Annotated in this window: 13 protein-coding genes; 8 read left to right on the top strand and 5 right to left on the bottom strand. The window is 57.2% G+C overall.

What is annotated here, in order from left to right:
- Window positions 1–100 precede the first annotated feature (100 nt).
- Together ACIOU6_RS01960 and ACIOU6_RS01955 are read left to right on the top strand one after the other, a co-directional pair.
- Window positions 101–1,042 carry a YgfZ/GcvT domain-containing protein gene (locus ACIOU6_RS01960; RefSeq protein ID WP_401133314.1) on the top strand — a complete coding sequence of 314 codons (942 nt, stop codon included), beginning with the start codon at window positions 101–103 and terminating at the stop codon, window positions 1,040–1,042.
- Between the two features lie 34 nt (window positions 1,043–1,076).
- Window positions 1,077–1,898 (top strand): HDOD domain-containing protein, encoded by an 822-nt coding sequence (locus tag ACIOU6_RS01955; RefSeq protein ID WP_221734354.1) that lies wholly within the window; start codon window positions 1,077–1,079, stop codon window positions 1,896–1,898.
- A 96-nt stretch (window positions 1,899–1,994) separates the two neighbouring features.
- Here the strand turns inward: ACIOU6_RS01955 and ACIOU6_RS01950 are convergent, their stop codons facing one another.
- Both ACIOU6_RS01950 and ACIOU6_RS01945 read right to left on the bottom strand, forming a co-directional pair.
- Window positions 1,995–3,380, bottom strand: coding sequence for a sensor histidine kinase (locus ACIOU6_RS01950; RefSeq protein WP_401133311.1), 1,386 nt, complete (start codon window positions 3,378–3,380; stop codon window positions 1,995–1,997).
- Complete coding sequence (locus ACIOU6_RS01945) at window positions 3,373–4,044, bottom strand: response regulator (RefSeq protein ID WP_221734356.1); 672 nt, start codon at window positions 4,042–4,044, stop codon at window positions 3,373–3,375. Before ACIOU6_RS01945 ends, ACIOU6_RS01950 begins: the two co-directional genes overlap by 8 nt.
- A 237-nt stretch (window positions 4,045–4,281) precedes the next feature.
- Here ACIOU6_RS01945 and ACIOU6_RS01940 point away from each other — a divergent pair, with 237 nt between their 5' ends.
- Genes ACIOU6_RS01940 through ACIOU6_RS01920 form a run of 5 tightly spaced genes read left to right on the top strand, consistent with a single transcriptional unit; the run spans window position 4,282 to window position 9,663 of the window.
- A complete protein-coding gene (locus ACIOU6_RS01940; RefSeq protein ID WP_221734357.1) occupies window positions 4,282–5,574 on the top strand; it encodes an OprD family porin in 1,293 nt (430 codons plus the stop codon).
- A 53-nt stretch (window positions 5,575–5,627) separates the two neighbouring features.
- Entirely contained in the window at window positions 5,628–6,605 is a 978-nt protein-coding gene (locus ACIOU6_RS01935; RefSeq protein ID WP_221734358.1) for a tripartite tricarboxylate transporter substrate binding protein, read from the top strand.
- A gap of 59 nt (window positions 6,606–6,664) precedes the next feature.
- On the top strand, window positions 6,665–7,123 hold the full coding sequence (locus ACIOU6_RS01930) for a tripartite tricarboxylate transporter TctB family protein (protein ID WP_221731337.1): 459 nt from the start codon (window positions 6,665–6,667) through the stop codon (window positions 7,121–7,123).
- Between the two features lies 1 nt (window position 7,124).
- Window positions 7,125–8,639, top strand: a complete 1,515-nt coding sequence (locus ACIOU6_RS01925) for a tripartite tricarboxylate transporter permease (protein ID WP_221731338.1) — start codon at window positions 7,125–7,127, stop codon at window positions 8,637–8,639.
- A complete protein-coding gene (locus tag ACIOU6_RS01920; protein WP_221731339.1) occupies window positions 8,632–9,663 on the top strand; it encodes an AbrB family transcriptional regulator in 1,032 nt (343 codons plus the stop codon). The genes ACIOU6_RS01925 and ACIOU6_RS01920 overlap by 8 nt, the downstream gene beginning before the upstream one ends.
- A gap of 64 nt (window positions 9,664–9,727) precedes the next feature.
- On the opposite strand, the gene ung is transcribed toward ACIOU6_RS01920, so the two are convergent.
- Window positions 9,728–10,420 (bottom strand): uracil-DNA glycosylase, encoded by a 693-nt coding sequence (ung, locus tag ACIOU6_RS01915; RefSeq protein ID WP_221731340.1) that lies wholly within the window; start codon window positions 10,418–10,420, stop codon window positions 9,728–9,730.
- Between the two features lie 132 nt (window positions 10,421–10,552).
- On the opposite strand from ung, the gene ACIOU6_RS01910 reads away from it, so the two are divergent.
- Window positions 10,553–11,665, top strand: coding sequence for an enoyl-CoA hydratase/isomerase family protein (locus ACIOU6_RS01910; RefSeq protein WP_221731341.1), 1,113 nt, complete (start codon window positions 10,553–10,555; stop codon window positions 11,663–11,665).
- A gap of 60 nt (window positions 11,666–11,725) precedes the next feature.
- Here the strand turns inward: ACIOU6_RS01910 and ACIOU6_RS01905 are convergent, their stop codons facing one another.
- Window positions 11,726–17,281 (bottom strand): calcium-binding protein, encoded by a 5,556-nt coding sequence (locus ACIOU6_RS01905; protein WP_401133305.1) that lies wholly within the window; start codon window positions 17,279–17,281, stop codon window positions 11,726–11,728.
- Between the two features lie 2 nt (window positions 17,282–17,283).
- Complete coding sequence (locus ACIOU6_RS01900) at window positions 17,284–18,144, bottom strand: hypothetical protein (protein WP_401133302.1); 861 nt, start codon at window positions 18,142–18,144, stop codon at window positions 17,284–17,286.
- Window positions 18,145–18,162: the final 18 nt, after the last annotated feature.

Genomic DNA, 18,162 nt, shown 5'->3' with positions numbered 1-18,162 from the left:
ACAGTCGGCTTTGGTCGGGCACCACCGATCCTTTATGAACTACCCATTTCAACAGCACGCCCTTATGATGTGCCCCAGTCTATTTACCCTGCGAAGACCCATGGCCGATTCTGCTTTTTTCTGCACCCTGTCTCATGAAGGCGTTCTCGCGGTTCGCGGCGCGGATGCCGGAAAATTCCTGCAAGGCCAATTGACCTGCAACATCAACTACCTGAGTGACACCAAGGCCAGCCTGGGTGCGCGCTGCACACAAAAAGGCCGGATGCAGTCCAGTTTCCGCATTCTGCTCGAAGGTGACGGTGTGGTGCTGGCCATGGCCAGTGAGCTGCTGGAGCCGCAACTGGCGGATCTGAAAAAATACGCCGTGTTCTCCAAATCCAAACTGACTGACGAAAGCGCCGCCTGGGTGCGTTTCGGCCTGTCGCATGGCGACAGCGCCTTGGCCGGCCTCGGTCTGGACTTGCCGGCGGAAACAGACTGCGTCGTGCGCAGTGAAGGTCTGGTCGCAATTCGCGTCTCGCCGGATCGTGCCGAACTTTGGATGCCAGCCGATCAAGCCGATGCGATCAAAGGCAAATTGTCGGCAGCCCTGCCTGAAGGTGAACTCAATCATTGGCTGTTGGGGCAGATCCGCGCCGGTATCGGTCAGGTCATGCCGAGCACCCGCGAACTGTTCATCCCGCAGATGCTCAACCTGCAAGCAGTTGGCGGCGTGAGCTTCAAGAAAGGTTGCTACACCGGCCAGGAAATCGTCGCGCGCATGCAATACCTGGGCAAACTCAAGCGCCGTCTGTATCGCGTGAGCCTGGAGGCGGGTGAGTTGCCGGCGCCCGGCACGCAACTGTTCGCGCCTAGCCACAACAGTTCGATCGGCGAAGTCGTGCTGGCCGCCCACGCCGGACAAAACATTGAACTACTGGCGGTGCTGCAGGCCGAAGCTGCCGAAGCGGGCGATCTGCATCTGGGCAGCCTTGAGGGCCAGGCACTGCATTTGCTCGATTTGCCCTACGAACTGGATCGCGACCGCGAAATCCAGCGCTGATCGCCGCTTTTGTGCAACACCCTAGAGAGTCTAAATGAGCGAACTGGCGGATAAGGTCCAAAAGGATTTGATTGAGGCCATCGACAACGATGACCTGGTTCTGCCCACGTTGCCGGAGGTGGCCCTGCAAATTCGTAAGGCCGCTGAAGACCCGGAAATCAGCGTCAGCGACCTGAGCAAAGTGATAGGCCGAGACACCGCGCTCTCGGCGCGTCTGATCAAAGTGGTCAACAGCCCACTGCTGCGCGCGGCGCAGGAAGTCACCGACCTGCACACTGCCATCACCCGACTGGGCATCAACTACAGCAGCAATCTGGCGATTGGCCTGGTGATGGAGCAGATTTTCCATGCCAGCTCCGAAGTGGTGGAACAGACGATGCGCGACGTCTGGCGCAAAAGTCTGGAAATCGCCGGGGTCAGTTATGCGCTGTGTCGCCGCTACTCTCAGCTCAAGCCCGATCAGGCGGCATTGGGCGGGTTGGTGCATCAGATCGGCGTGCTGCCGATTCTGACCTACGCCGAAGACCACTACGAACTGCTGTCGGACCCGGTCAGCCTCAACCATGTGATCGACAACATTCATCCGCTGCTGGGTGACAAACTGCTGCGCGTTTGGGAGTTCCCCGAGCGACTGGTGAAATTGCCGGGGCTTTATCAGGATTTCACACGCGATTCGGCTGAGATCGATTACGTCGATCTGGTGCAAGTGGCGAGCCTGTATTGCCACAAGGACACCGACCATCCGTTTGCACGCATTGATCCGCTCACTGTCCCGGCGTTCAGGAAGCTTGGGATCGATCCCGAGAACAAAGTGTTGTGCGCAGACCTGGAAGAGTCGCGGACGATGTTTTACTGATCTGAAACCACGCCATTCGCGAGCAAGCCCACAGGTTTTACGCGCCCACTGTGGGAGCGAGCCTGCTCGCGAAGAGGCCTGCACAACCCATACAAATCACCCGGCGATAAAGCTCACCCGCACCTTCAACCCCGCCTGCTCACCATCGTGCAGGCTGATCTGCGCCAGATGCGCCCGACAAATCTCACCGACAATCGCCAAGCCCAAACCCGAGCCCGCCACCTGCTGATTACGCCGATAGAAGCGCTCGAACACCCGATCACGCTCCTCCAGCGGAATCCCCGGCCCGTCATCTTCAACCTCAAGCACCGCCGGCGCCGTGACCCGCAGAATCACATTGCCGCCCGACGGTGTATGCGCCAATGCGTTGTCCACCAGATTGCTCAGCAACTCATTGAGCAGCGTCGGCTCGCCACGCAACCACACCGGCTCATCCGCCTCCAGCGCCAGCGCGACACCGCGCGCGTGCGCCAGCGGCGCCATGGCCATGCCCAGTTCACGGGCCAATTGACTCAGATCGAGCAACTGCGCGCCGCCCTCGGCAATCGCCCGAGCGCCGTTTTCGACGCGGGCCAGCGACAGCAACTGATTGGCTAAATGGGTCAGGCGATCGGTGCTTTGCGCGGAGGATTCCAGAGTGCTGCGCCACGTCTCGGGTTCACTTGATCGCAGACCCAACTCAAGCCGCGCCTTGAGCGCTGCCAGTGGCGTACGCAATTCATGCGCCGCATCGGCGATGAACTGCGCCTGACGTTCAAATTGGCCGCGCAGGCGCTCGGTAAAATGGTTGAGGCTGCGTACCAGCGGACCAAACTCGTGCTGCACTTCCACCAATGGCAACGGGCGCAAGTCATCGGGCTGACGCTCCTCCACCGCCGTGCGCAACCGCTCCAATGGCCGCAACGCTGCACTGACCGCGAACCAGACCAACAGCAACGCGCCAATCGCCAACATGCCCAATCGCAGCAACGTATCGCCCGCCAGACCGCGCGCCATGCTGACGCGAGCTTCGTCGGTTTCAGCGACGCGAATTTCCGCCATGCCATTCATGTTCGGTTCGCTCACCGCTTTGAGCAGGCTGACCACGCGCACGTTCTGGCCCCGGTACGTGGCGTTGTAGAAGCGCGCCAACGCCGGATAATCGTCGGTTCTTGGCGTGCCGGGCGGCGGTCCTGGCAGGTTTTCGTAACCGGAAATCAGCTTCTGATGAATGTCGTTGACCTGGTAATAGATCCGCCCGGCGCTGTCGTAAGCAAAAGTATCGAGGGCCACATAAGGCACATCGGCACTGAGGGTGCCGTCACGCTGGGACAAGCCGGCAGCGATGGTTCGCGCCGAGGCCAGCAAGGTTCGGTCATAGGCAGTGTCGGCGGCGACGCGGCCATTCCAGTAAGCACTCAAGCCGCTGGCGAGCATCAACACCACCAGCAATAGCGCCAGATTCCACAGCAACCGCCAGCGCAGGCTGCTGGGCTTATGCATCGCGGCTTTCCAGCAGATAGCCGAGACCACGGAAGGTCACGATCGCCACCGGTTGGCCGTCGAGTTTCTTGCGCAAGCGATGCACGTAGATTTCGATCGCGTCAGGGCTGGCCTCCTCGTCAAGGCCAAACACCTGCGACGCCAGTTGCTCTTTGCTCATCACCCTCCCCGGGCGGGCGATCAGCGCTTCGAGTACCGCTTGTTCGCGGGACGTCAGGGTCAGCAATTCCTCGCCGAGGGTGAAACGACGGGTGTCGAGGTCGTAGGCCAGCACACCGCAACGCTGCTGACGCTCGCCACCGAGCACAGTGCGGCGCAACAGGGCCTTGACCCGCGCTTCCAGTTCGGTCAGTTCGAAAGGTTTGGCAAGGTAGTCGTCAGCGCCAAGATTGAGGCCGTGCACGCGATCCTTCACATCGCTGCGCGCGGTCAACATCAGCACCGGCAAATTCTTTCCGCGCGCGCGCAATCGCGCCAGCACCTCAAAACCGTCCATGCGCGGCAGGCCGACATCGAGAATCGCCACCGCGTACTCCTCGCTGCCGAGCGCAAGGTCGGCCGCCACGCCATCGTGCAACACATCCACGGTAAGACCCGTGCTCTTGAGCGCCTGAGCAACACTTTCGGCCAGTTGCAGATGGTCTTCGACGAGCAGAACACGCATGGATTTTCACCTCATTCAGGGATGGCCGACGCCACGCTTTGCCGCGAAGTTTACAGCCGCATCTGCCGCTGTGAAGCCCGAAAACCTTGAAAGTCAGTTGAAAGGTTAGCGAAAGGTTGGCCCGTTAGAGTCAATGCACGGACAGTCCAGACTGCCGTCGCTGATGCCACACAGCGTTACGAAAAACGCCACGAAGCGTTTTCGACCAATAAGAACAATAAACGGAGTACCCCACGCATGCCGTCCTTGCAGACCAAGGCTCTCACGCCTGTTCGTCCTTCCCGTTTCAGCCATACCGCCCTTGCCAGTGCCGCCGCCCTCGCCGGTTTTTCGCCGCTGAGCCACGCCGACTTCATTGAAGACAGCAGCGCTACCTTCGAAACCCGCAACATGTATTTCAACCGCGACTTTCGCTCGGGCACCAGCGCCCAGCAATCCAAACGCGATGAATGGGCTCAGGGTTTCATGCTCAATCTGCAATCGGGTTACACCGACGGCACCGTGGGGTTCGGTGTCGATGCGCTGGGCATGCTCGGGGTCAAACTCGATTCGAGTCCGGACCGTACCGGCAGCGGCCTGCTGCCGACCCACGACGATGGGCGCGCAGCGAACGAATATTCGAAAGTCGGCCTGACCGGCAAAGTAAAAATCTCCGCCACGGAACTGAAAATCGGCAGCCTGATTCCCGAACTGCCAATCCTCAAGGCGAACGACGGGCGCATCCTGCCGCAGACCTTTGAAGGCGGCTTGCTGACGTCCAAAGAGATCAAGAACCTGACCTTCACCGGTGGACGTCTGGAGAAAGCCAAGGATCGCGACAGCACCGATTTCGAGGACATCGCCCTCAACAACAAGAACGGCCGTTTCGCTGGCGCCGTCGCCGGTAAGCACTTCGATTTTGGCGGCGTGGACTACAAGTTCACCGACAAGATCACCGGCAGTTACCACTTCGCCCAACTCGACGAAGTCTACAACCAGCACTTTTTCGGCCTCGTCGCCTCACGGCCGATGGGCCCCGGTACGTTTGCGACCGACCTGCGTTTTGCCGTCAGTGATGACCAAGGCGCAGCCCGTGGCGGCGAGATCGACAACCGCTCGCTCAACGGTCTGGTCAGCTATGCCTTGAGCGGCCACAAGTTCACCGCCGGTTATCAGCACATGTCCGGCGACAGTGCATTCCCCTATGTCGATGGCAGTGACCCGTACCTGGTCAACTTCGTGCAGATCAACGATTTCGCCGGCGCCGAAGAACACTCCTGGCAAGCACGTTACGACTACGACTTCGGCAAACTCGGCATCCCTGGCTTGAGCTTCATGACCCGCTACTTGAGCGGCGACAACATCAAACTCAAGAACGGTGATGAAGGCAAAGAGTGGGAGCGCAACACCGAAATCAAATATGTGGTGCAAAGCGGTGCCCTGAAAGACGTTGCCGTACGCCTGCGTAATGCAACCTACCGTTCCAACTATTCTGCTCGCGATGCGGACGAAGTGCGTCTGCTGGTGAGCTATAGCGTTGCTCTTTGGTAAATGCCCTTGGGTAAGCAACACCTCGAATAACAACAATGTCCGTGGAGACTGAAATGAACTTATCACTGCGTAAAGTGGCACTCGCCGCCAGTTGCATCCTGTTTGCCGGCCAGCTCTTGGCCGAGCCGAGACGTCCGGAATGTATCGCCCCGGCCTCGCCTGGCGGAGGTTTCGACCTGACCTGCAAACTGGCGCAAAGCGCGCTGGTCAACGAGAAACTGCTGAGCAAACCGATGCGCGTGACCTACATGCCCGGCGGTGTTGGCGCGGTAGCCTACAACGCGGTGGTCGCTCAACGTCCCGCCGACGCCGGCACCCTGGTGGCGTGGTCGAGCGGTTCGCTGCTGAACCTGGCTCAGGGCAAGTTCGGTCGTTTCGATGAAAGCAACGTGCGCTGGCTGGCAGCCGTCGGTACAAGCTACGGCGCCATCGCCGTGAAAAGCGATTCGCCCTACAAGACTCTCGACGATCTCGTTCAGGCGCTGAAGAAAGATCCGAGCAAAGTGGTCATCGGTTCCGGTGGCACCGTCGGCAGCCAGGACTGGATGCAAACGGCGCTGATCGCCAAGGCTGCCGGGATCAACCCGCGTGACCTGCGTTACGTCGCCCTCGAAGGTGGCGGCGAAATCGCCACGGCCCTGCTCGGCGGTCACATTCAGGTCGGCAGCACCGACATCTCCGACTCCATGCCGCACATCCAGAGCGGTGACATGCGTCTGCTGGCGGTGTTTGCCGACAAGCGTCTGGATCAGCCGGAAATGAAAGACATCCCGACGGCCAAAGAGCAAGGCTATGACATCGTCTGGCCGGTGGTACGCGGTTTCTACCTCGGGCCAAAAGTCAGCGATGAAGACTACGCCTGGTGGAAAGCGGCATTCGACAAACTGCTGGCCTCCGAAGACTTCGCCAAGCTGCGCGATCAGCGTGAACTGTTCCCGTTCGCCATGACCGGTCCGGAACTGGACACCTACGTGAAGAAGCAGGTCGCGGACTACAAAGTGCTGGCCAAAGAGTTCGGCCTGATTCAGTGATCGTCTCTGTCTAGCGGCTGCGGCCCCGCTCGCCCGGGGCCGCAGCACAGGAGTTCCCCATGCTTATTCAACGCATTTTCGCCTCGGTGCTGTTGCTGGCCTGCGTCGGCCTGGCACTGATGGCCTGGCCGTATCAGGCAGCCTTTTCCTACGAACCGGTTGGCCCTCGCGCCTTTCCCCTGTTGATGCTCGGTCTGATGGGCCTGGCCTTGCTGTACATGGTGTTTCGTCCGGCGCCGATCAAAAGCAAAGATGACGAGCCGCCGCTGGATCGTGAAACCCTGACCAAGATCGGTATTTGCGTGATTCTGCTGCTGGTCTTCGCCGGCACCTTCGAACCCCTTGGTTTCGTCATCGCCAGCATCCTGACGGGGATACCGATGGCGCGCCTGTACGGCGGCCGCTGGCTACCAAGCATCGTGATCATCAGCCTGATGGCCGTCGGTCTTTACCTGCTGTTCGACCGCGTGATGGACGTTCCGCTGCCCCTCGGCCTGCTCGACGTTCTGGAGAACTGATATGGATACTCTTGGCTATTTGGGTCAGGGTTTTGGCGTCGCGCTAACCCCGTACAACCTGGTCACCGCGCTCTGCGGCACCTTGATCGGCACTGTCGTCGGCCTGCTGCCGGGTCTGGGCCCGATCAACGGCGTGGCCTTGCTGATCCCGATTGCATTCGCCCTCGGCCTGCCGCCGGAATCGGCATTGATTCTGCTGGCGGCGGTTTATCTGGGCTGCGAATACGGCGGGCGAATCAGTTCGATCCTGCTGAACATTCCTGGCGAAGCCTCCACCGTAATGACCACCCTCGACGGCTACCCGATGGCCCGCAAGGGTCTGGCTGGCGTGGCGTTGTCGCTGTCGGCGTGGAGTTCATTCATCGGCGCGTTCATCGCCACTTGCGGCATGGTGCTGTTCGCCCCGCTGTTGGCGAAATGGGCGATTGCCTTTGGTCCAGCGGAATACTTCGTGTTGATGGTCTTCGCGATAGTCTGTCTCGGCGGCATGGCCGGTGATCGACCGCTGAAAACCTTTATTGCGGCACTGATCGGTCTTTTCCTGTCGACCGTCGGCATCGACGCCAACAGCGGCGTGTATCGCTTCACCGGTGACAACATTCACCTGACCGACGGCATTCAGTTCGTCGTGCTGGTGCTGGGCCTGTTCTCCATCAGCGAAATCCTCCTGCTGCTGGAAAAAACCCACCACGGCCAGGAAGCGGTAAAAGCCACCGGCCGCATGATGTTCAACTTCAAGGAAGCGGCGTCGGTGTTCACGGTGAACCTGCGTTGCGGCGTACTGGGTTTCATCATGGGCGTATTGCCGGGGGCCGGTGCGACGCTTGCCAGCGCCGTGGCCTACATGACCGAGAAACGTCTTGCCGGCGCCACTGGCAAATTTGGTGAGGGCGATGTCCGTGGCCTCGCAGCCCCGGAAACCGCCATCGGCGGCGCCGCCTGCGGTGCACTGGTGCCGATGCTGACCCTCGGTGTTCCAGGCTCAGGTACCACCGCGGTGATGATCGGCGCGCTGTCGCTGTACAACATCACGCCGGGCCCACTGCTGTTTCAGCAACAACCGGACATCGTCTGGGGCCTGATCGCCTCGTTGTTCATCGCCAACCTCATGCTGGTGGTTCTCAACATCCCGATGATCCGCATCTTCACCCGCATCCTCGCCGTGCCGAACTGGGCACTGGTGCCGGTCATCGCCATCATCACCGGGATCGGCGTTTACGCGGTGCATGCCACCACGTTCGACCTGTTCCTGATGATCGGTATTGGTATCTTCGGCTACATCCTGCGCAAACTGGACTTCCCGTTGTCGCCGTTGCTACTGGGCTTCATCCTCGGCGAACTGATGGAGCAGAACCTGCGCCGCGCCCTGTCGATCTCCAACGGCGCGTTGGAAATCCTCTGGTCGAGCCCGATCACCCTCGGTTGCTGGGTGCTGACGGGGATCATGCTCTTGATGCCAATTATCCGTATCTGGCGCAAACGTTCCGCTGCCCGTCGCGCCATTGCCGGTGTCTGATCGGTCGCTCAAGACCTGGTGGGGAACGCCGCTGGTCGGTCTGCTTGGCGGTTATATCGCCAGCCAGATCGGCTGGCCACTGCCGTGGATGGTCGGCTCGTTGTTGGCGATTATCCTCGTGCGCTGCCTCACCCCTTGGCAATTGAGCGAAATCCCTGGCGGGCGCAAATGCGGCCAGTGGATTGTGGGGATCGGCATAGGCCTGCACTTCACCCCGGTGGTGATGGAACAGGTGCTGAGTCATTTCGGTTTGATCTTCTTCGGGGCGCTGGTCACCAGTGTGTCGGCGGTGGTCGGTGTGTGGCTGATGCGCCGTACCGGCGAAGATCGAGCTACCGCGTTTTTTTCCAGCATGCCCGGCGGCTCGGGTGAGATGGTCAACCTCGGCGCACGCAACGGCGCGATGCTCAGCCATGTCGCGGCGGGGCAGAGTTTGCGTGTGTTGGTGGTGGTGTTGTGTGTGCCGGCGGCGTTCAAGTATTTGCTCGGCGATGGCACGCCTATTTCCCACGCGGGCAGCGTCGACTGGCGCTGGCTGGCGCTTCTGTTTCCGGCAGGCGCCCTGCTCGCCTGGGTCTGGGAGCGACTGCGTCAACCCAATCCTTGGTTGTTCGGGCCGCTGTTGGTGAGCGCGTCGATCAGCATTGGCTGGGACTTGCACATCGGTCTGCCCGATGGCGGCAGTCAGATTGGCCAGTGGCTGATCGGCAGCGGTTTGGGCTGCCACTTCAACCGGCAATTCTTCCGGCGGGCGCCATCGTTCATGGGCCGCACGTTGATCGGCACGGTGTTGACCATGTTGATCGCAACATTGGCGGCGCTGGGCTTGAGCACACTGACCCATCTGGATCTACGTTCGCTGACCCTGGGCATGATGCCTGGCGGTATCGCTGAAATGAGTCTGACGGCGCAGACCCTGCAACTGTCGGTGCCGCTGGTGACGGCGATGCAGGTGATGCGGCTGTTGTTTGTGCTGTTTCTGGCGGAGCCGTTGTTCAAGTACTGGAACCGCAATCCCGAGTAACACTGACAGACCGAGTTGCCTTCTTCGCGAGCAAGCTCGCGAAGGGGCCAACCCGGTCAACCCATCAAACAGGCGGCAGGCGCCACTCAATCGGCGTTTCGCCATTCTGCTCAAGAAACTTGTTGGTGCGGCTGAAGTGCCCGCAACCCAAAAAGCCGCGATAAGCCGACAACGGTGACGGATGCACCGACGTCAGCACCAGATGCTTGGTCGCATCAATCAGCTTCTGCTTGCTCTGCGCATGGGCGCCCCACAGCATGAACACCAGGTGCGGCTGCTGCTCGCTGACCAATTCAATGATTCGATCAGTGAAAAACTGCCAGCCCTTGTCCTTGTGCGCGTTGGCGGTGGCGCGCTCCACCGTCATGGTGGTGTTAAGCATCAACACGCCTTGATCGGCCCAGCTCTGCAAATAGCCATGGTTGGGGATGTCGATGTTCAGGTCGCGCTTCAACTCTTTATAAATGTTGACCAGCGACGGCGGCGCCGGCACGCCCGGTTGCACCGAGAAGCACAGGCCATGGGCCTGGCCCGGGCCGTGATACGGGTCCTGGCCGAGGATCACCACTTTGACTTTATCCAGCGGCGTCGAATTCAGCGCGTTGAAAATCAGCGGCCCCGGCGGATAGATTTCCTTGCCGGCCGCCCGCTCCTGCTGCAGGAAGTTACGCAACTCTGCCATGTAAGGCTGGTCGAATTCAGCACGCAGTGCCTCCTTCCAGCTCGGTTCGAGTTTGATACGGTCGTCAGCAGTCATGGTCATACCCGGCAAAAACAATGGGGCGAACCCTAGGAAAGCCGACCACGCTTGTCAATTGATCTGACGCAGATCCGGCACTTTCCCACACAGCGATCATACTGAACGCTCAAATTCCCGATCGAGGTCACGATGAATCTGCACTTCGAAGAACTCACCGGCACCGACGGCGCCCGCATCGGTATCGCCAGCCTGGATGCTGAAAAATCGCTGAACGCGTTGTCCCTGCCAATGATCAACGCCTTGAGCGACAAACTGAACGTTTGGGCCAAGGATCCACAAATCGTCTGCGTACTGCTGCGCGGTAACGGCGCCAAGGCTTTCTGCGCCGGCGGTGAAGTGCGCAGCCTGGTGGAAGCCTGTCGCGCCCATCCCGGCGAAGTGCCGCCACTGGCCGCGCAGTTTTTCAGCGCGGAATACCGTTTGGATTACAGCCTGCACACCTACCCCAAACCGCTGATCTGTTGGGGCCACGGCTACGTGCTGGGCGGCGGCATGGGCTTGTTGCAAGGCGCGAGCACGCGGATCGTCACCCCGAGCAGCCGCTTGGCGATGCCGGAGATCACCATTGGTCTGTATCCGGATGTGGGTGCCAGTTGGTTTCTCTCAAGGCTGCCGGGCAAGCTCGGTTTGTTTCTCGGCCTGACCGGCGCGCACCTGAACGGGCGCGATGCGATTGATCTGGGCTTGGCCGACCGTTTTATGCTCGACGAACAACAACCGGAACTGATCGAAGGCCTGCTGCAATTGAACTGGCAGGAACAGACCGACATGCAACTCAACAGCCTGCTCAAAGCCTTGCAGCAGGAAGCCGTGGCGCAAATGCCAGAGGCGCAGTGGCTGCCGCGTCGTCAGCAAATCGACGATCTGCTCGACGTCAGCGACGTCACCTGTGCGTGGAAAGCCATCAGCCTGCAACGCGACAACAGCGACCCGTTACTCGCCCGCGCTGCCAAGACCCTGAGCGAAGGCTCGCCGGTGACCGCTCATCTGGTCTGGGAACAGATCATCCGCGCCCGTTATATGTCACTCGCCGAAGTCTTTCAGATGGAATACACCCTGAGCCTCAATTGCTGCCGGCATCCTGAGTTCAGTGAAGGGGTCCGTGCGCGGCTGATCGACAAGGATCAGAAGCCGCACTGGCATTGGCCGGACGTTAGCAGCGTGCCGGATGCGGTGGTCGAGGCGCACTTTCACAAGGTTTGGGAGGGGCGACATCCGTTGGCGGATCTGACGCCGTATTGAAGATTGATTGCCCGCGATGGTTGCTTCTCGGAACCTGTCGCGGGCACGCTCAAACGGCCGTTATTTCAACTCGTAAAACTTGATAATTTCCATCGTTGCCTGCATTGCTTCGCCGTCGTTCTTTTTCAAAATATCTTCTGCGTCCCGCAGCGGTGGAAAAGGATGTAGAAACTCAGCGAGTTGGGCCGCTGAATAATCTTGAGTCGATTTCTCTTCTTTTTTGACCCTGATGAAACTGATAGCAGCATCTCCCCCTAGAAAATGATTGGACACCCGGATTTTTGGCGACATACCGTAATTCACAACAATTACAAGATCATCCCTTTCACGGTGAAACTTCAATTGTCCAATGGGCAGATCCATCTCGGAAAAATCGATTCCATCAATCCCGCCCCCCGTGTTATCAATCAAGTCTCTTCCGAGGCCATCATATATATAAACGTCATTGCCAGCGCCACCGGACAATGTGTCATGACCAGGACCACCCAGCAGCACATCATCGCCAACGCTACCAGAGAGCACGTCATTTCCCTGCATGCCTCTGATTTCACCTGCCCCGCTTAAAGTGTCATTACCGCAACCACCTACAAGCGGCAGGGGTTTACCCTCTCGAATGGATCTGGCACCCGTCGTACCTTCAACAAGTGCACCCATGTGATAAGTATCCGGGGCAGGACCTAATTGACTCGACACTAAAAGTTCTTTCAGGCTGACGCTGGATCCATCAGCGAACTTTATAGTTTCAATGCCGTAACCCTCGAAATCCCCCGCACGGGGTAGAACAATGCGAACTTTCTGACCAGCTCCCCATTTTATATCGAGTGTCGAATACAGCATTTTTGCCCGCGGCGGATGGCGATGGGCATCGCGTGGAGGATCGGGGGCCAACTCGACATTTACTGTTTCAATCAACGTTGCCCCCCAACTTAATTGCAGCTTATCCCGCCTCGCCGCAGCGGGGAGAATGACAGTATCTTGATCCACTGACCCAAACTCGTCTCTCCATCCGGAAACACCGACTTCTGGTCGATGAAAAACTGGACTCAGCACATCCGCGATAATGGTCGTTGCACCAGCATGCGCTTGCACCATGTAAGTATCGGCGCCGTTCTCGCCGTAAAGCCAATCAACCCCTGAACCACTGATTAAATAGTCGGCACCTTCGGAGCCGAGCAACGTATCGTTACCTGCTCCAGCCGATAAAATAGCGCCCGGTAATCTGTCATTCACCGAACCATAATCAAGTGGAGCAAGCGAATAAACAACTACCAGGTCATCACCTTTACCGCCATGAAACGTATTTCCTACTTCGAGATTTACTCGTCCCCCTTTATCGTCACCTTGAACAATCTTGTGCTTGATAGTTTCGGTCTTTACATTCCAGCGAAATTCTTTACGGACAGTTTCGCCAGTGCCGAAGCTTCCTGCTGGATAGATGAACCATCCCTCAATGGCGCCTGAGTCTTTTCTATCTTCTACGACCACATCCCCCGCTTTAAACGAAAACCCGCTACCTGAACCAGATCGATAATACTGAGGTTGATGGAGCGATGGGGGTGCCGTTCCTTCTGCCTTTACATCCTTGAAATTGGACTGGGATGTAGAACTTGTCTGCCTATCACTGTACACAGCACTGCCAGAGACAGATTTCATCCACTTCGGCGTATCTGACAGGGATCCGTTTTCGACACTTTCATTGATCAAGTCGATATAGGTGGTGTAGCCCGCATCGGTGGTTACTATCTGGTTTCTGACCCAGATTCCTTGGTCACTCAACGTAAAACCTGTCGCCTTTCTACTTGCCGAACGCTTCCCTTGAATGTCTGCCAGAAACATTTCCGTCTCTTCAATGCCAGTACCCACATCCAACTCGTCTCCGTCGCTGGAAACACCAATGGTTGGCCGAGCCGGAATACCCGCTAAATCTCTGGATTCAGTCGTGTTTTCTATCTTTCCTTTGTCCACCGCCTCTATTTCCGGCGGATCGATCACAGCCATCGGAGCAATCGTTTTCTTAACGACATCCTGATAACTCAAGGCCACACCATCAATAAAACTGAAAGTCGAGGTATGCCACGCCTGATGATTTTTTATCAGGACGGCGTCACCCGATCCATTCGAGAGGCGCAATACCGCGCTCATTTCAATATCAAGAATTTGCGCTTTCAGATTCTCTGCAGAAAATCCGGCTCCAAACTTCATGACATTATTGCCACCCGCGTCGACTATGACATCGAGCCCATCGCCGGCTCCGAAATGGTAAATATCATCTCCGCCCAGCGCTTCCATATAATCGTTGCCGGCCCCGCCCTCAAACACATTGTTTCCTGAATCACCGCGCAGATAGTCCACACCCTCCCCGCCAGATAGCGTGTCGTCTCCGCCGCCGCCAAGTAACGTATCGTTGCCTGAGCCACCGTCCAGATAATCTGCGCCATGCTCGGCCTCAGGAGTTTGCTCGTAGTCGCCAGACAGCAAGTCGTCGTCAGCACCACCGTAAAGCGTATCGGCGCCTAAACCACCCCAAAGGGTGTCGTTTCCCGCATCACCTCGAACATAGTCATCGTTGGTTCCGCCGTACTGCAGGTTTGGCTCGTCGCCATCCAAAGCATCGGCACCCGCCCCCCCTATCAATGTATCGCAGCCACCTAGCCCGCGGAGCGTGTCGTCCCCAGGACCGCCATCGAGCAGATCATCACCGTGATAACGAATCGGGTGGTGAGGGTAATCGCCAACCAACTCATCGTTACCTGCGCCACCGAAAAGCAAATCACCTGCTCCGCCGCCCCAAAGGGTGTCGTCGCCCAAGCCTCCCTCTAAAACATCACGTCCGAAGAAATGCGCGGCGTCACCGGCAATACCGTCCAATACGTCGTCATCACCACGCAAGACATCATTGCCGGGGCCGCCGTACAACATGTCACTACCGCCGTTGCCCGCGAGAGAGTCGTGGCCATCGCCACCCTCCAAAAGATCGTTGCCATGGTGCTTGCTATGCAGACCGCCCCCCCAATCAAGGTTGTCTCCGAGCAATGTGTCGTTGCCACTGCCGCCGACCAGCGTGTCGTTGCCCCCGTCGCCGCGCAACTGATCATCTTCAGTGCCGCCATCGAGTAGATCATCGCCCCAACCGCCGCTAAGAACATCTCGCCCGCCTTGCCCATAAAGCATGTCGTCGCCTCCTTCCAAGGCATCGGCCACGGATGATTTGTCGAAGGTGGTGCGCATGCTGATGACGCCTTGGGCCAGTACAACTTGATGCCGCTCGTATTTCCAGCCTTGCTCCAGTAGCCCGGTCGTATCGTCGCCGTGCAAGAGGTCATCACCCGCTCCCCCCACTAACGTATCTCGACCGTTGCCACCGAGCATGACATCCCGTGAGACAGTTCCGACCAGCAGATCATCGCCCAGCCCACCGTCTAACCAATCACCACGGTTTACTTTTCCTTTAGCGCTATCAGCCAGGGCTTTTTCCAGGGTTGTTTGCTTGTCGCCAAATAAACGGTCATTTCCAGCCTTGCCGAACAGTCGATCAGATCCGCCCAGACCAAGGATGAGATCATCTTCGGCTGATCCGTAAAGTAAGTCGGCTTTGTTCCGTTGCTTAACTTTGGGCAATAGCACCGCGTTGCCCAATTCATCGTAAGCAGGTTGATGGCCGGGGATACTGGGGTCGGCGTCTTTTGCTTTCCAATCGCCCTGAATAACCAGGTCGGGCGCAGACATGGGCTGACGTTGATAATCGGGGAGCTGGACGCCCAGCATGCCTGGTTTGTAGCGCTTGATGACGATGAGATCGTCCAGGCCGTACTTAATGTTAAGCGTGCTATCAACGGTTTCTTCGATGAGCGTTAGCGTTATAGATCGATCTTCCGTAAACCACGTATTACTTAGAGGAGCACTGCGCGTGAGGGCTGGAACAGGAAGACCGTTTATCAACAATTGGCCCTCAACATCCGCATCGAAAATCTCATCGATGCCGTCTCCGTTAGCGAACTCGTACCGATCATTACCCTTGCCACCCGCAAGATAATCGTTACCTTTGCCCCCCACCAAAACATCATCCCCGGTCATGCCGTACAGCGTGTCGCTCCCATCGCCACCCCTTAACGAGTCGTTGCCTCGACCACCTTCAATGACATCATTACCAGCGAGTCCGTCGATCGAATCATTTCCTGCACCGCCATACAGGTGATCGGCATTTGGCGCACCACTGAAAGCTCTCCCGCCGTCATCACCAAACATGACCAGCGGATTGGATACGCCAATCGTCATCGGCGTCTGTTTGCCCGAGGCGATATCGGTATAGGAAAATTTCTGCAGTGTGTTTTCTCCGAACGAGGCATGGGTTCTGGAAATCAAACGGGCCAACATCTCTGCGCGGTCCGAGAGCCACTGCTCGGTAATGTCGCCCTCACCGGTACTCGGGTCATAAAGCTCCAGCCCACGGCCGGGAAAACCGTCGTCTCGCTCTATGACTATTTCACTCAGCTGTTTAAGCGAATTGCGTAATGCCTGACCGACTGGCGTTTTCTGCCCAGCTTGTTTTGCCCACGAACTTGCGCTGCCATATTCGCCAATGGTTCGGGTGACGATGCTTTGGGACTGAGCGGGTGAAAACGCTGAGAAAAACTCATAGGCATCAGACGCAAATGTTTCATCTGTGGTGGGACCCGCCGTAGAGTCTCCGTCGTATGTGCGCCGGAACATGTCAAAAAAATCATGGGTGCCATAGCGCAATATCAGATTAACGGTCGGTGAAATTGGCGTGCCTTTGACAACGTATTGGATGATTGGGTTATAGCTTCCGCTGGCAACTGCAATATTGATTTGTTCAGGTAGTACAGAAAACAAACTCTCAACTGCATTCACGCCGAAATTTTTAATTGCTGCCCGAAGGCCGACACTGTATGAGTCTATGGCGAATAAAATATTCTTGAAATCATCGAGTCGATTGACTTCGGCCAGTTCGTGCCTTCCTTTGATTTCGGAGCCAGGGTCTCCAGCAGAAATCAACCTCCAGGTTTCATAGGGAGGCTCTCCGCCTAACAGACTGAAACCGATCGTTCCCGACCAACCTGCGTTGCGACTAACAGCCGTATCGTCCCGACCACATTCTTTCTCGAACAAAACTTCGCCAATAGCACTCGCATCAATGGCGGCGATTTGACGGATTGAAGGTACTGTCCATGGAGCCAAACCGCCCCTCACTTCCCCATACATCAGTACATTCATGAAATTCACGGCCACCTGATTCGAGGACTGTTGCATCCGCTCCTCGGTGAACTTTTTATTTAGTCTAAGCTCGCCCTGCCGCAGGGTACAGGCACGAATTAAAGCAGAATAAGCACCGCGTCCACCATTGGCATCAATCGCCACATCAAGCCAGAGTTTGGCGCTCTGCAATACGCCTATTAAATCCGTATCAAAAGCCTCACCGCCGACAAGTTTTCCACGAATGACATCTGACAACAATCTATAAAAAGAAGCACAACTCCGCCCCTCTATTGGAACTGCCGCATATCGTTCACTCTCTAAATAAAACAACATCCCACCACAATTATTTGCAGCATAAATAATTGACGATCTTTCCAAATCATTAAAAACATAACTCATCGTTACTTCCCTGTAAGAATGGAGTTTGAAAGATACTCACTGATGAGTTTAAGTGCTTCAGGCGCGCCACGTAGCGAGCGTGTACTTAAGCTAACGCGCGCATCCCCACCAACAAATTCGAAGCTATGTAGCTGTACCGTACAAAAAGCTTGCAAGCCCCCGAAATCCAGCTCCTCTAACTGCGCTTTATTGAACTCAATCAGTTCGACCGCACTCAACTCTCCCGACAAAAATGAAGAGGGCGGAGAATACAAACCATCGCAATAAATTTTTCGCGGTGTTCCGTCGTGCCGACGCCAGTCACGCATAACAAACGCTGTGATGGGAAATTCATTTTTGGAGTGGGGAGGAGGAGCAGCAAGCCAAAGTTCTAATCCTGGATAGTTATTAAGCCTCACAATCAAGTTATCCGGCCAATCCACATGCCGCCCTCCCATTGAGTGCGGTTCAATAAACTCCTTTCGGGTATAGAGCCTGGCGGCGACACGGAAATAACTCCAGCTAGACGGTGGCTCTTTCCCGCTCTCCTGATACTCCGTACGAAGTTCAGTCCCCGTCCACCAAAACGAACCTTCGAGAGTATCGGCAATACACGATCCGTCACTCTTCAATGTGGAGCCGAAATAAAACCCGGGTATCCGGGTTCGATCAAGAAGGCTCCCGCCATGGATCGGAACCTGCTCCATACCCGCCAACGTTCTACGGCAGTCTGCCTGTTCCTTTTGGTAAATCGCCCTGCGCGCCGCTGCCTTCTCCCATTTGATATAGACACTGATGAGCCAAGAGCACATCAGCAAGAGTAATCCATACTTCAGTAAAGCCTTAAACCGCCTATAGGCTGCGTTGCGAGACATCTTAGACATTTCAAATTTCCATTTTAA

Origin of the sequence: Pseudomonas sp. NPDC087615 (genome assembly GCF_044743445.1) — a bacterium.
GTDB lineage: Bacteria > Pseudomonadota > Gammaproteobacteria > Pseudomonadales > Pseudomonadaceae > Aquipseudomonas > Aquipseudomonas baetica_A.
The sequence above is the reverse complement of the archived record's forward strand: the minus strand, read 5'-3'. Positions and strand labels throughout refer to the sequence as shown.

Bases quoted from the DNA above. Each gene is read 5' to 3' on its own strand.
- ACIOU6_RS01960 (WP_401133314.1), top strand. From the start codon at position 101: ATGGCCGATTCTGCTTTTTTCTGCACCCTGTCTCATGAAGGCGTTCTC.
- ACIOU6_RS01955 (WP_221734354.1), top strand. From the start codon at position 1,077: ATGAGCGAACTGGCGGATAAGGTCCAAAAGGATTTGATTGAGGCCATC.
- ACIOU6_RS01950 (WP_401133311.1), bottom strand. From the start codon at position 3,380: ATGCATAAGCCCAGCAGCCTGCGCTGGCGGTTGCTGTGGAATCTGGCG.
- ACIOU6_RS01945 (WP_221734356.1), bottom strand. From the start codon at position 4,044: ATGCGTGTTCTGCTCGTCGAAGACCATCTGCAACTGGCCGAAAGTGTT.
- ACIOU6_RS01940 (WP_221734357.1), top strand. From the start codon at position 4,282: ATGCCGTCCTTGCAGACCAAGGCTCTCACGCCTGTTCGTCCTTCCCGT.
- ACIOU6_RS01935 (WP_221734358.1), top strand. From the start codon at position 5,628: ATGAACTTATCACTGCGTAAAGTGGCACTCGCCGCCAGTTGCATCCTG.
- ACIOU6_RS01930 (WP_221731337.1), top strand. From the start codon at position 6,665: ATGCTTATTCAACGCATTTTCGCCTCGGTGCTGTTGCTGGCCTGCGTC.
- ACIOU6_RS01925 (WP_221731338.1), top strand. From the start codon at position 7,125: ATGGATACTCTTGGCTATTTGGGTCAGGGTTTTGGCGTCGCGCTAACC.
- ung (WP_221731340.1), bottom strand. From the start codon at position 10,420: ATGACTGCTGACGACCGTATCAAACTCGAACCGAGCTGGAAGGAGGCA.
- ACIOU6_RS01910 (WP_221731341.1), top strand. From the start codon at position 10,553: ATGAATCTGCACTTCGAAGAACTCACCGGCACCGACGGCGCCCGCATC.
- ACIOU6_RS01905 (WP_401133305.1), bottom strand. From the start codon at position 17,281: ATGAGTTATGTTTTTAATGATTTGGAAAGATCGTCAATTATTTATGCT.
- ACIOU6_RS01900 (WP_401133302.1), bottom strand. From the start codon at position 18,144: ATGTCTAAGATGTCTCGCAACGCAGCCTATAGGCGGTTTAAGGCTTTA.